This window comes from Pseudomonas sp. P106(2024) (assembly GCF_057480815.1).
Genome location: NZ_JBLIYU010000021.1, coordinates 23,898 through 35,916 on the forward strand (window position 1 = coordinate 23,898; position 12,019 = coordinate 35,916).

13 protein-coding genes are annotated in these 12,019 nt (G+C 65.2%); 5 read left to right on the top strand and 8 right to left on the bottom strand.

What is annotated here, in order from left to right; all coding sequences use genetic code 11:
* Window positions 1-35: 35 nt before the first annotated feature.
* A complete protein-coding gene (locus AC25M7_RS23565) occupies window positions 36-899 on the bottom strand; it encodes a universal stress protein (protein ID WP_028692592.1) in 864 nt (287 codons plus the stop codon).
* A 156-nt stretch (window positions 900-1,055) separates the two neighbouring features.
* Between AC25M7_RS23565 and AC25M7_RS23570 the strand changes: the two genes are divergently transcribed.
* Window positions 1,056-1,673, top strand: coding sequence for a MiaE family protein (locus tag AC25M7_RS23570; RefSeq protein ID WP_486971521.1), 618 nt, complete (start codon window positions 1,056-1,058; stop codon window positions 1,671-1,673).
* A 1-nt stretch (window position 1,674) separates the two neighbouring features.
* On the opposite strand, the gene AC25M7_RS23575 is transcribed toward AC25M7_RS23570, so the two are convergent.
* Window positions 1,675-1,995 carry an ElaB/YgaM/YqjD family protein gene (locus AC25M7_RS23575; RefSeq protein ID WP_062359475.1) on the bottom strand — a complete coding sequence of 107 codons (321 nt, stop codon included), beginning with the start codon at window positions 1,993-1,995 and terminating at the stop codon, window positions 1,675-1,677.
* Window positions 1,996-2,126: 131 nt separating this feature from the next.
* Between AC25M7_RS23575 and AC25M7_RS23580 the strand changes: the two genes are divergently transcribed.
* On the top strand, window positions 2,127-2,390 hold the full coding sequence (locus AC25M7_RS23580; protein WP_028692589.1) for a hypothetical protein: 264 nt from the start codon (window positions 2,127-2,129) through the stop codon (window positions 2,388-2,390).
* A gap of 66 nt (window positions 2,391-2,456) precedes the next feature.
* Entirely contained in the window at window positions 2,457-3,398 is a 942-nt protein-coding gene (locus AC25M7_RS23585; RefSeq protein WP_486971522.1) for a carbon-nitrogen hydrolase family protein, read from the top strand.
* 24 nt (window positions 3,399-3,422) lie between these two features.
* Here the strand turns inward: AC25M7_RS23585 and AC25M7_RS23590 are convergent, their stop codons facing one another.
* Window positions 3,423-3,893, bottom strand: coding sequence for an LEA/WHy family protein (locus tag AC25M7_RS23590; RefSeq protein ID WP_028692587.1), 471 nt, complete (start codon window positions 3,891-3,893; stop codon window positions 3,423-3,425).
* 70 nt (window positions 3,894-3,963) lie between these two features.
* Complete coding sequence (locus AC25M7_RS23595; protein ID WP_197866741.1) at window positions 3,964-4,869, bottom strand: LysR family transcriptional regulator; 906 nt, start codon at window positions 4,867-4,869, stop codon at window positions 3,964-3,966.
* A gap of 102 nt (window positions 4,870-4,971) precedes the next feature.
* Between AC25M7_RS23595 and AC25M7_RS23600 the strand changes: the two genes are divergently transcribed.
* Window positions 4,972-6,051, top strand: a complete 1,080-nt coding sequence (locus AC25M7_RS23600; protein WP_486971523.1) for an extracellular solute-binding protein — start codon at window positions 4,972-4,974, stop codon at window positions 6,049-6,051.
* A 23-nt stretch (window positions 6,052-6,074) separates the two neighbouring features.
* Complete coding sequence (gene speB, locus AC25M7_RS23605; RefSeq protein WP_207851502.1) at window positions 6,075-7,037, top strand: agmatinase; 963 nt, start codon at window positions 6,075-6,077, stop codon at window positions 7,035-7,037.
* A 53-nt stretch (window positions 7,038-7,090) separates the two neighbouring features.
* Here the strand turns inward: speB and AC25M7_RS23610 are convergent, their stop codons facing one another.
* From AC25M7_RS23610 to AC25M7_RS23625, 4 genes are all read right to left on the bottom strand, one after another.
* Entirely contained in the window at window positions 7,091-8,167 is a 1,077-nt protein-coding gene (locus AC25M7_RS23610) for an autotransporter domain-containing protein (RefSeq protein WP_486971524.1), read from the bottom strand.
* A 320-nt stretch (window positions 8,168-8,487) separates the two neighbouring features.
* Window positions 8,488-9,282 carry an endonuclease/exonuclease/phosphatase family protein gene (locus AC25M7_RS23615; protein WP_028692582.1) on the bottom strand — a complete coding sequence of 265 codons (795 nt, stop codon included), beginning with the start codon at window positions 9,280-9,282 and terminating at the stop codon, window positions 8,488-8,490.
* Window positions 9,283-9,450: 168 nt separating this feature from the next.
* Entirely contained in the window at window positions 9,451-11,604 is a 2,154-nt protein-coding gene (gene glgX / locus AC25M7_RS23620) for a glycogen debranching protein GlgX (RefSeq protein ID WP_207851503.1), read from the bottom strand.
* A gap of 172 nt (window positions 11,605-11,776) precedes the next feature.
* The gene (locus AC25M7_RS23625; protein ID WP_028692580.1) at window positions 11,777-12,016 is read right to left on the bottom strand and encodes a DUF2934 domain-containing protein; all 240 of its coding nucleotides are present in this window, start codon (window positions 12,014-12,016) and stop codon (window positions 11,777-11,779) included.
* Between the last annotated feature and the right edge of the window lie 3 nt (window positions 12,017-12,019).

A 12,019-nucleotide genomic window follows, 5' to 3' on the forward strand; every position in this document is an offset into this window, starting at 1 on the left:
CGCCACTACCCTGGAGGCTTCTGCCCGAAGCGGGTCTAGCCCCGCGCCAGCTCGGCCAGGTGCGACTTGGCCTCCTCGCTCTTGAGCACCAGTACATCGCTTTCCAGCGAGTCCAGCACGACCTCCGCGGTGTTACCGATCAAGGCCCCCGAGATACCTGTTCGTGCCACGGTGCCGATAATGGTCACCACGGCATCGAGCTTCTTCTCGGTATGGGGAATCAACACATCCGCCGGCCCCTCGGCGATATGCAGTCGGTCATCGGTAATATCGAACTCCGCCTGGAACGCCAGGCATGCCTCACGATAGCGTTTCTCGATGGTCTCCGTCAGCTGGTAGACCGGGTCGGACGCCGACAGCATGGGCGAGGGGTGGGCACTGATCACGTGCAGTTCGCCCTTGGCCAGGCTGGCAATGTCATAGCCATGGTCGATGATGCTGGCATGCAGCAGGCGATGGGCTTCATCCTGGTTGCCGACATCCACGGCCGCCAGGATCTTGCCCCCCGTCCATGGCCGCTCGCTTTTGACCATCAGCACCGCGCACGGGCACTCGCGCAGCAGTTTCCAGTCGCTGGGGGTGAGCAAGGCCTTGCGCAGCGGATTGTCCGGCCGGTGCTCCTTGATCACCAGTTCGCAGCCTTCGGCTTGCTGCACATGGATGATCGACTTGTGCAGGTTGTCCTTCCAGTGCTGCTCGTGGGTGACACTGTCGTAACCGTCGTCATGCAATTGGCTGCTGAGCAGGCTGAGCAGCGCGTCATGATCCTGTTTCTTGTCGCACATCAGCAGGTGCAGGCGCGCGCCGGTCACCCCCGCGATCAGCTTGGCCCGGGTCAGGGCACGGCTGTGGGCGTGCTCGGGGTCGAGGACGACAAGAATGCTGCGTACGGCTTGCATGGGCGTGAACTCCGTTCAGAATGGCGGCCAATGCCTGACTATAGACGGCGCCACTGCCGCCGCCGCTTGATATGTATCAAGCATAGTCACTGGTGCTCGACGCGGTCGCCGGTATAATCGCAGGTCCTGCCGATGTCCTGTGTGATTGTGAGTGCCATGTCCCTGATTCCCGAAATCGACGCCTTCCTCGGTTGCCGTACCCCTGATGCCTGGATCGAGGCGGCGCTGGCCGACCAGGAGACGCTGCTGATCGATCACAAGAACTGTGAATTCAAGGCCGCCAGCACTGCGCTAAGCCTGATCGCCAAGTACAACACCCACCTGGACCTGATCAACATGATGTCGCGCCTGGCCCGCGAGGAGCTGGTGCACCACGAGCAGGTGCTGCGCCTGATGAAGCGCCGTGGCGTGCCGCTGCGTCCGGTCTCGGCCGGGCGCTATGCCTCGGGCCTGCGGCGGCTGGTGCGTGCCCATGAGCCGGTCAAGCTGGTCGATACCTTGGTGGTGGGCGCCTTCATCGAGGCGCGCAGCTGCGAGCGCTTCGCCGCCCTGGTGCCGCACCTGGATGAAGAGCTCGGCACGTTCTACCACGGCTTGCTCAAGAGCGAGGCACGGCACTACCAGGGCTATCTGAAACTGGCTAACCAGTACGGTGACGAGGCGGATATCGCCAAAGTAGTGGAGCAGGTGCGCGAGGCCGAGGCCGGGCTGATTACCTCACCCGACCAAGAACTGCGCTTCCACAGTGGGATCCCGATGGCGCAAGCCGCCTGAGCTATTGCCGGCGTCCGAGCAAGAGGCCGACCACCAGGCCGAAGCCCGCGGAGATCGCCACCGTCTGCCAGGGATGGCCGCCAATGTATTCCTGGGTCGCCTCGACCACCGGCTGCGCCTTCTCCCCCAGCCGGCCAGTGGCTTCGCGTGCCTGGCGCAGTTTCAGCCCCAGTTGCGCCCTCAGGCCCTCTGCTTCTTCCCCGACCAGCGACGCGCTGTCGCTGAGCAGTTTCTCCGACTCCTCGATCAATGCCTGCAGTTCGCTGAATACCTGATCCTTGATCTGGTCGTTGTCGGCTTGCGCGGCGGTTTTCCTGGGCATGTACACATCCTCATGAAGGGTTGGGCGTTGAACAGTGGATGCCACGGCGCCGGGAAAGTTGCAGCGGCGTACCGATGGCCCGTCGCTAAGTGTAAGATAGCGTCCATTTTCCAGCGGCAGGTAATACCCCCATGAGTTTCAATCTGGCCAACATGAGCTTCCAGGAACGGGCGCAGATCGAGGCAGAGAAGGCGCGTTTGTTCGAGTACTGGCAGAACAACCTGGCCAAGGCCAAGGGCGAGGCCGCGCGGCTGATCGCGGAGAAACCGCGGCGCAAGGGCAAGTGGGCCGAATGGGTGCGCGCCGAACTCGACGGCATGTCGCCAGTGGAGTTCAACCAGCTGGTACGCAGTGAAGTGAACAAGATGATGGCCGCCGCCAGCGCCAACCGCTGAGTCAGGCGAACACTTGCGCTGAGGCGGCGCGCACCTTTCGGCTTTCTTCTGACAGGAGTCTCCAAGATGCCAAGATCCATCGTTGCCGCCTTGCAGATCGGTTCGCTGCCGGCGGGCAAGGCCGCTACCCTGGCGCAGATCCTCCACTACGAGCAGGCCATCCGCGAGGCCGGCGCCAGCCTGGTGGTGATGCCCGAGGCGTTGCTCGGCGGTTATCCGAAAGGCGAGGGGTTTGGCACCCAGCTCGGTTATCGCCTGCCTGAAGGGCGCGAAGCCTTCGCCCGCTATTTCGCCAACGCCATCGATGTACCGGGCGTCGAGACCGAAGCGCTGGCCGGGTTGGCGGCACGGACCGGCGCGAGCCTGGTGCTCGGGGTGATCGAGCGCAGCGGCAACACCCTGTACTGCACCGTGCTGTTCTTCGAGCCCGGGGGCGGTCTGGTGGCCAAGCACCGCAAGCTGATGCCCACCGGCACCGAGCGGCTGATCTGGGGCAAGGGCGACGGCTCCACGCTACCGGTGGTGGAGGGCCGCGCCGGGCGCATCGGCGCGGTGGTGTGCTGGGAGAACTACATGCCGCTGCTGCGCACCGCGATGTACGCCAAGGGCGTGCAACTGTGGTGCGCGCCGACGGTGGATGAGCGCGAACTGTGGCAGATCAGCATGCGCCACATCGCCGCCGAAGGGCGTTGTTTCGTCATCAGCGCCTGCCAGGTGCAGGATTCTCCGGCGGCGCTGGGTCTTGAGGTGGCCAACTGGCCGGCCGAGCGGCCGTTGATCAACGGTGGCAGCGTGATCGTCGGCCCCCTCGGCGAGGTGCTGGCCGGGCCGCTGGTGGGCGAGCGCGGCCTGCTCTGCGCCGAAATCGATACCGACGAGCTGGTGCGTGCGCGCTACGACTTCGATGTGGTCGGCCACTATGCGCGGCCGGACGTGTTCGAGCTCAGCGTGGACGAGCGTCCGCGTCCCGGCGTGCGCTTTGTCGGTCAAGCCACTGCTGGCAAGTGATCGTTCGTTTGCTCGACAACAGGTTCACCATCCGGCGCTTGTGGCTGCGGGCAGGTCCAGTTTGCCTTTGTCGGTGAAGCGTACGGTGCCCAGCGGGCCGCTTGCCAGTTTGCCGCGCAATACATAGGGCAGGCCCTGCAGGGACTCCACCCGGCTCAGGCCATAGGCCTGGCGCAGAAAGGCAAAGGCGGTGATGCTCACCGGCACCACGATCACCGCTTCGTCGTAGCGGCCAATATGCCCGCGCTGGTCGCTCACCCCGGCGGCCAGGGGCTGGTCGTTGACTTCCAGGTTGAGGGCGATGCCGTTGAAGTCCACGGGGGTTTCGTTGGGGTTCTGCACGCGGATCTTCACCGCCATGCGCAGCTCCAGATCCTGGCCGGGCAGAGGATCGATACCGATCACGCTGATGTTCAGCGGATCACGCGCCTGGAACAGGGCGCAGGCACTCAGGCCAAGGGTCAGCAGCAGGATCAGACAGACGCGGGCATGCATGGTGATCGGGACCTCGGGGCACGGGCGAGTCCGCAGTGTGGCAAATGCGCGGCGGCGAGGAAAGCGGGGCTCAGTGCGTTCCCTGTTCGACAAAGACACGGTGCAGATCCTCCATGAACGCCTGCTGCGCCTCACCGGGCTCCTGCCCACGGTGCCGCGCCAAGGTAAACGGCACCACGAAATCCAGTGTCGGGTCCAGTGCCCGCAACAGTCCCTGGGCTTCCCAGGGCGCGGCGCAGTGGCAGGGCAGGTAGCCGATATGCTGGCCTGACAGGATCAGGGTCAGCGCGCTGTCGATCTGCTCCGCCACCGCCAGGCTGTGGCGGCTCTGGAAGGGTTCACCTTGCTTGAGAAAACGATAGGGATGACAGACCTGGTCGGCCTCCAGCAAGTGCTCGCGACTGACCAGGGACCGGTCGAACAGTTCATGCCCCAGGCCACAGTAGAGTCGCTGGCGTTCCTCGAACAACGGCAGGTAATCGAACGCCGCCTGGTTGCCGGAAAAGTAGCTGATGGCGCAGTCCAGGCGCTGCTCCAGCAACAGCCGCTCAAGCTCGGCGGGTGGCGCACTGGTCAATTCAAGGCGCACCTGCTCGTCGCGTTGACGGAACCGGGCGATGGCCCGGGCCAGGCGCAAGGTGACCTCGCTGTCCTGGTTCTCGGCCAGGCCGATGCGCAGCGTGCCGAGCAAACGCCCGGCCACGCCGTTGGCCTGTTGGCGAAACTGTTCGATCTGCAGCAGCAGGCCGCGGGTCGCCTGGAGCAGCAGCTCGCCTTTCTCGGTCAGCCGGAAGCCGCCCTTGCCACGGCTGCACAGGCGATAACCCAGGCGGGTCTCGAGCCTGGCCATTTGCTGGCTGATGCTGGGCTGGCTGAGCCCCAGCACGCCCTGGGCGGCGCTGAAGCCGCCGGCCTCGACTACAGTGACGAACAGCCGCAGCAGGTGCAGGTCGGGGTCGTGCAATTGTCCGAGCATTACATTGATCCTGGTGAATGTCAGCTTTGAATAGTTGTCATTTTTACAATGTAACCCGGCAGGCATGCTGGCGGCATCCACCCCCAAGCCGAGGTGCCCGCCATGCGTCGAACGTTGTGCCTGCTTTCATTGCTGATCGCCCTGCCACTGCAGGCCGAGGAGAAGGTCGTCAACCTGTACAGCTGGGCCGATTATGTCGCCCCGCAAACCCTGGCGCGGTTCGAGCAGGAGACCGGCTACAAGGTCCGCTACGACACCTTCGACACCACCGAGGTGCTGGAAACCAAGCTGCTCACCGGCGGCAGTGGCTACGACGTGGTGGTGCCGTCGGCCACGGTGCTGGCCCGGGCACTCAAGGCCGGTGCCCTGCAGCCGCTCGATGCCCAGGCGCTGCCCGGCTATGCCAACCTTGACCCGGACCTGCTGACCAAGCTGGCCGAGGCAGATCCCGGCAACCGCCATGCCGTGCCGTACACCTGGGGCACGCTGGGTCTGGGGGTGAATGTCGAGGCCGTGCGCCAGCGCCTCGGTGACGTGCCGCTGGACAGCCTCGACTTGCTGTTCAAGCCCGAATACGCCAGTCGCCTGAAGGACTGCGGGATCGCCATGCCGGACTCGCCCCAGGAGGTGATCGGGCTGACCCTCAACTACCTGGGCAAGGACCCGTACAGCCAGAGCAAGGCCGACCTGGACGCCGCCCAGGCGTTGTTGCAGCAGTTGCAGCCATCGATCAGCTACGTGGCCAACGGTCGCCAGATCAACGACCTGGCCAACGGCAGCGTGTGCCTGGCGCTGACCTACAACGGCGATGCGGCCATGGCCGCCGACCAGGCCCGACGCGCCGGCAAGCCATTCGAGCTGATCTACCGCATTCCCCGCGAGGGCACGCTGGTCTGGCAGGACAACCTGGTGATCCCCAAGGACGCGCCGCACCCCGAGGCGGCCCGCGCCTTCATCGCCTTCATGCTGCGCCCCGAGTCGGTGGCGGCACTGACCAACACGCTGTTCTTCGCCAACGCCAACCAGGCCGCCACGCCGCTGGTGGACGCGGCAATCCGCAATGACCCGGACATTTACCCATCGGCCGAGGTGCGCCAGCGCCTGTTTGCCGACCGCAGCATGGCGTTGTCCGACCTGCGCCAGCGCAACCGCCTGTGGACCACCTTCCGCAGCCGCCAGTGAACAACAACGACAGGAGACAGACCGTGGACCTCGCCCAGGACAACGACCAGGCCATGACCCGTGACAGCCTCTACGGCACCGCCGCCGAGAGCACCTACGCCGGTATTACCAGTTTTTCCCGGCGCCGCTACAGCCGCGACCTGCGCGGTGTTGACGTGGTGGTCAGCGGGGTGCCGTTCGACACCGCCACCAGCAACCGCCCCGGCGCGCGCTTCGGCCCGCGGGCGATCCGCGCCGCCTCGGTGCAGCAGGCGTGGGCCCGCCACTGGCCCTGGACGTTCGACCCGTTCGATCACCTGGCGGTGATCGACTACGGTGACTGCGCGTTCGACAGCGGCACGCCAGCCTCGGTGCCGGACAGCATCGAGGCACACGCCGAGCACATCCTCGGGGCCGGCTGCGCCATGCTCACCCTGGGTGGCGACCACTTCATCAGCTACCCATTGCTCAAGGCCCATGCCCGCCGGCACGGCCCGCTGGCGCTGGTCCACTTCGACGCCCACAGCGACACCTGGCCGGACGAGGAGGGCAAGCGCATCGATCACGGCACCATGTTCTGGCACGCGGCGCGCGAAGGCCTGGTGGACCCGGCGCATTCGGTGCAGATCGGCCTGCGCACCACCAATGACGACAGCCAGGGCTTCGCCATCCTCGATGCCCGTCAGGTGCATCGCCAGGGCACCGAGGCGATCATCGCCGCGATCCGTCAGCGGGTGGGGGACAGGCCGGTCTACCTGACCTTCGATATCGACTGCCTGGATCCGGCCTTCGCGCCTGGCACCGGCACGCCGGTATGCGGCGGGCTGAGCACGGTGCAGGCACTGGAAATTCTCGGCGGCTTGCGCGGGATCAACCTGGTGGGGATGGACCTGGTGGAGGTGGCGCCGGCCTATGACCATGCCGATATCACCGCGCTGGCCGGGGCAACGCTGGCGATGGAGATGCTGTGCCTGTATGCGGCGCGGCACAAGGTGGACCAGGCCTGATCGACAACGCGACGCACGGCCTCATCGCAAACCGGCGATGAGGCCGAACCCGTCTACCAGCGCATTCTCACGCCAAGGCTGCCGATCAAGCCGTTGAGGTCGTTGTCATCCACGTCGGAGCTGTAGTCGGCGCTGACGAACAGCGCCACGTTCGGCGTCACCCGGGCCACCAGGCCCAAGCCCAGTTCCACCGTGGTGGCGCTGCGCGAACTGGAGATCTTGTCGACCTGGTCGAGCTTCACCGAATCGGCATTGCTGAAGTCGTACCAGACGTTGGTGCGCACATAGGGTTCGATGGGCATGCCGCGCACTTCGTAGCGCGCCGACAGCTTGGCACCGACCCGGCCACTCCAGCTGGGCTGGCTGTCGAAGGCCTGCAGGGTTTCCTCCTGTACCTGGCTACCCGGGAAGAACTGCTGGTTGATCAACTGCGCCTGGGGCTCGATCACCCAGCCGGCGCCCAGGCCGATGGGATAGCCGCCTTGCACCGAGAGCGTCATGGCATGACCACTGTCGTCGACGCGCTGCCCCGCCTGGGAGCGGCCGTTGACATCGATGCGTGTGCCCATGGCCAGTGCATCCACGTGCCAGCCCTGTTCATGGGTCATGCTCCAGTACACCCCGAGGCTCTCGCCACTGAGGTTTACCGCGTCACGCTGCTTGTCGCCCAGCAGCGGGCGCATGCCGTTGAAGCTGCTCTGCAGGTTGTTGTGACCGACGAAGATCCCCGCGCGGTGCACGTTGCCGCCGCTGGTTTCACGCACGAACAGGTCCGGGCCGATCAGCATCTGCTGGCTGGGTGCCTCCACCTGCGCTGGCGGCTGGGCGCCCGGGCGCGGCGTGCCGGGGAAGAACTGCGCCCACTGGCTGGCGATAGGGTTGGTGTCGGGCTGGCCATGACGTTCATCCATGCGCTCGGAGAAGGCGCTGAGCAGGCCCTGGTTGAGGCCGCTGACGCTGACCGGATCGAGCGACAATCGCGGCACCTCGGGCTGCGCCAGGACGGGGGCGAAGGGTTCGCCCTCCTGGGTTTCGAAGGCGAAGGTTTCCACCGGGGTTGCCAAGAGCAGCGACGTGGAAACCGCACAGAAAAAAGCGTCGAAGCGCGAAGAATTCGAGGTGCTTTTCATGGCGGATCTCCTGTTGGTGTGTGAAGTGAACAGCCCAAGACCTGGCCTGATGTCACGTGCTGTACGACAAGAACAGGGGCGACACGAACCAGCGCACCAACCTTCTGGAGAGCGCACGAAGGTGCGCGCTAGAGGCCCGGCACGAGTTTTTACGTCTGGTGATTACTGTTCAGCTAAGGAGAGGACAGCGCTTGCGTCAAGAAAGCGTGAATGGATTGCAAAATTACTGTTTGACAGCTCAACCTATTGAATTTATGTGATTTTTAAGCGTGCATATCGAAAATGGTGATTTGCCGTGCGGCGGCTATGCCGAATCGTTGCTACAACCGCACTTCCACTGCCAGCGGCAGATGGTCGGAGAGGTGGGTCCAGGGTTTGTTGCCAAGGATTCTCGGTGCGTGGCTTTCGGCGTTGCGCAGGTAGATACGGTCCAGGCGCAGCAGCGGCAGGCGCGCGGGGTAGGTGCGGGCCAGCAGGCCATGGTGGCGCTCGAAGGCCTCGTGCAGACCATGCTGCAGCCCCAAGGTGTGGTTGCCGCGCAGCCGCCAGTCGTTGAAATCGCCGGCGATGATCACCGGGGCGTCGGCGGGCAGGGCGTCGAGCAGCCGGCGCAGCAGGTGCAGCTGTTGCTGGCGGTGGCGCTCGAGCAACGACAGGTGCACGCAGATGGCATGCACCTGGCGCCGCCCGGGTACGTCCAGCACGCAATGCAGCAGGCCGCGGCGCTCGGGGCCGGTGATCGACACGTCGAGGTTGCGGTGCTCGATGATCGGGTACTTGGACAGCAGCGCATTGCCGTGGTGGCCGTCGGGGTAGACCGCGTTGCGGCCATAGGCGAAGTCGCTCCACATGCTGTCGGCGAGGAATTCGTACTGCGAGGTCCGTGGCCATCCGGGGTAGCGCGCGGCGTGGCGGTCATGGCTGCCGAGCACCTCCTGGAGGAACACGATGTCGGCCCCGGTGCTGCGCACCGCCTCGCGCAGCTCTGGCAGGATGAAGCGTCGGTTGAAGGCGGTGAAGCCCTTGTGGGTGTTGACCGTCAGTACCTTGACCCGGTGCACGGCCGGCGCCTGGTTGACGTTGGCGAAACCTGGACTGCCGGCTTCGAGGTTCACGGGTGCTCCTGGCTGACGGGGCCGCTTTGCGGCCCATCGCGACACAAGGCCGCTCCCAAAGGAGATCGCGGCCTCTGTGGGAGCGGCCTTGTGTCGCGATGGGCTGCGCAGCAACCCCAGATTTTTACTGACACAACACAGTCTAGGACAGGCCTTCCCCTTTGGGGTTCAGTCCTCCTCGCGCTGCAGCACCAGCAACAGCAATGACCGTCCAGTGACCTCGAACACCGTGTCGAACGCCAGGTGCTGCGGCTTGCGCAACTCGGGCCGGTCGGTGTCCACCAGGCAGCTCCAGTAGTCGCCCTCCGGCACGGCCGGCAGGGTGAACGGCACCACGTCGTGGTAGGCATTGACGATCAGCAGCATGGTCGCCTCGGCGCCCGGCCGGGCAATGCCGCTGACCTGGGCGCGACCGTCCATCAGCATGCCCAGGCAGCGCCCGTGCGGGTCTTCCCACTGTTCGACGGTCATCTCGCTGGCGTCCGGGGCCAGCCAGGTGACGTCCTTGACGCCAATCGCCTCGTTGTAGTCGCCGACCAGGAAGCGCGAGCGCCTCAGGATCGGATAGGCCAGGCGCAGCCGGGTCAGGCGCTTGACGAAGGCCATCAGCGCCTGGCCGTCCTCGTCCAGGTCCCAGTTCACCCAGCCGATCTCGCTGTCCTGGCAGTAGGCGTTATTGTTGCCGTGCTGGGTGCGGCTGAATTCGTCGCCGGCGACGATCATCGGCGTGCCCTGGGCCAGCAGCAGGGTGGCGAAGAAGTTGCGCATCTGGCGCATGCGCAGGGCGTTGATCGCCGGGTCGTCGGTGGGGCCTTCGACGCCGCAGTTCCACGATAGGTTGTTGTCGGTGCCGTCCTGGTTGTTCTCGTCGTTGTCCTCGTTGTGCTTGTCGTTGTACGACACCAGGTCGCGCAACGTGAAACCGTCATGGGCGGTGATGAAGTTGACCGAGGCGTAGGGGCGTCGACCACGGTTGTTGAACAGGTCGCCCGAGGCGGTCATGCGCGAGGCGAAGTCGGCAAGCATGCTTTCGTCGCCCTTCCAGAAGCTGCGCACGGTGTCGCGGAAGCGATCATTCCACTCGGCCCAGCCAGGGGCGAAGTTGCCCACCTGGTAGCCGCCCGGGCCGCAGTCCCAGGGTTCGGCGATCAGCTTGGTCTGGCTGAGCATCGGGTCCTGGCGGCAGGCGACAAGAAAGCCGTGTCGCTCGCTGTAGCCGTCGTGATAGCGGCCGAGGATGGTTGCCAGGTCGAAGCGAAAGCCATCCACGTGCATCTCGCCGGCCCAGTAGCGCAGCGAGTCGGTGACCAGTTGCAGCACCCGTGGATGGCTCATGTCGAGGGTATTGCCGGTGCCCGAATCGTTAATGTAGAAGCGCCGGTCGTCGGGCATCAAACGATAGTACGAGGCGTTGTCGATGCCGCGCATCGACAGGGTCGGTCCGCGCTCGTTGCCTTCGGCGGTGTGGTTGTAGACCACGTCGAGAATCACCTCGAGCCCGGCGTCGTGCAGGTGCGCAACCATCTCCTTGAACTCGGCGATCTTGCCGCTGGCCAGGTAGCGAGGGTGGGGGGCGAAGAAGGCGATGCTGTTGTAGCCCCAGTAGTTGTTCAGGCCCTTGTCCAGCAGGTGCTGGTCGTTGACGAAGGCGTGGATCGGCAGCAGCTCGATGCTCGATACGCCAAGTTCCTTGATATGCGCCAGCAGCTCGTCGTTGGCCAGCCCGGCGAAGGTGCCGCGCAGGTGCTCGGGCACCGCCGGGTGGCGCATGCTGATGCCGCGGGTGTGGGCTTCATAGATGATGGTGCGCTCCCACGGGATCGACACGCGCTGGTCGCGGCCCCAGGTAAAGGCCGGGTCGATGACCTTGCACTTGGGCACGAACGGCGCGCTGTCACGCTCGTCGAACGACAAGTCGGCGTCCGGGTGGCCGATGGTGTAGCCGAACAGCGCCTCGGACCATTTCAGCGAGCCGACCAGCTGCTTGGCGTAGGGGTCGATCAGCAGTTTGTTGGGGTTGAAACGGTGGCCGTTCTCGGGGTCGTACGGGCCGTGCACACGGTAGCCGTAGACCAGGCCAGGGTGGGCGTCCGGCAAGTAGCCGTGATAGATCTCGTCGGTGTACTCGGGCAGTTCTATGCGCTCTATTTCCTGCTCGCCGCTGGCGTCGAACAGGCACAGCTCGACCTTGGTGGCGTTGGCCGAGAAAAGCGCGAAGTTGACCCCCAGGCCGTCCCAGGTGGCGCCGAGCGGAAAGGGCAGGCCTTCGCGAATGCGCGACGGGGCGACGGAGCGGGTCTTCTTCGGGGTGCGGGGGCTCATGGCGGTCCTCATGGTCCTTGGGGCGGAAGCGGGGCCGCTGTGCGGCCCATTGCTGCGGATCGTCGCTACGACAAGCCAGCTCCCACAGGTACAGCGGTACTCGAGAAGCCTGCACGGACCCTGTGGGAGCTGGCTTGCCAGCGATGAGGCCGGTACAGGCGCTACAAGGCAATCAGCTTGCCGGCTTCTTCACTGCCCTGGGCTTCTTCACCGCCAGCGGTTTTTCCACGGCAGTGGTGGGCTTGGGTTTTGCCGCCGCCTTCTTGCGCGGTGGCGTCTTGGGCGCCAGCGCCTCGGCTTCGGCCAGCTTGCGGGCCTTGTCCCAATGTTCCTCTTCGCGCCCCTCGGGCTTACCCTCCGACTCCCAGATCTGATAGGCGAACTCGCGAATTCGTTTTTCTTCGACGCTCATCTC

Bases quoted from the DNA above. Each gene is read 5' to 3' on its own strand.
- AC25M7_RS23565 (WP_028692592.1), bottom strand. From the start codon at position 899: ATGCAAGCCGTACGCAGCATTCTTGTCGTCCTCGACCCCGAGCACGCC.
- AC25M7_RS23570 (WP_486971521.1), top strand. From the start codon at position 1,056: ATGTCCCTGATTCCCGAAATCGACGCCTTCCTCGGTTGCCGTACCCCT.
- AC25M7_RS23575 (WP_062359475.1), bottom strand. From the start codon at position 1,995: ATGCCCAGGAAAACCGCCGCGCAAGCCGACAACGACCAGATCAAGGAT.
- AC25M7_RS23580 (WP_028692589.1), top strand. From the start codon at position 2,127: ATGAGTTTCAATCTGGCCAACATGAGCTTCCAGGAACGGGCGCAGATC.
- AC25M7_RS23585 (WP_486971522.1), top strand. From the start codon at position 2,457: ATGCCAAGATCCATCGTTGCCGCCTTGCAGATCGGTTCGCTGCCGGCG.
- AC25M7_RS23590 (WP_028692587.1), bottom strand. From the start codon at position 3,893: ATGCATGCCCGCGTCTGTCTGATCCTGCTGCTGACCCTTGGCCTGAGT.
- AC25M7_RS23595 (WP_197866741.1), bottom strand. From the start codon at position 4,869: ATGCTCGGACAATTGCACGACCCCGACCTGCACCTGCTGCGGCTGTTC.
- AC25M7_RS23600 (WP_486971523.1), top strand. From the start codon at position 4,972: ATGCGTCGAACGTTGTGCCTGCTTTCATTGCTGATCGCCCTGCCACTG.
- AC25M7_RS23610 (WP_486971524.1), bottom strand. From the start codon at position 8,167: ATGAAAAGCACCTCGAATTCTTCGCGCTTCGACGCTTTTTTCTGTGCG.
- glgX (WP_207851503.1), bottom strand. From the start codon at position 11,604: ATGAGCCCCCGCACCCCGAAGAAGACCCGCTCCGTCGCCCCGTCGCGC.
- AC25M7_RS23625 (WP_028692580.1), bottom strand. From the start codon at position 12,016: ATGAGCGTCGAAGAAAAACGAATTCGCGAGTTCGCCTATCAGATCTGG.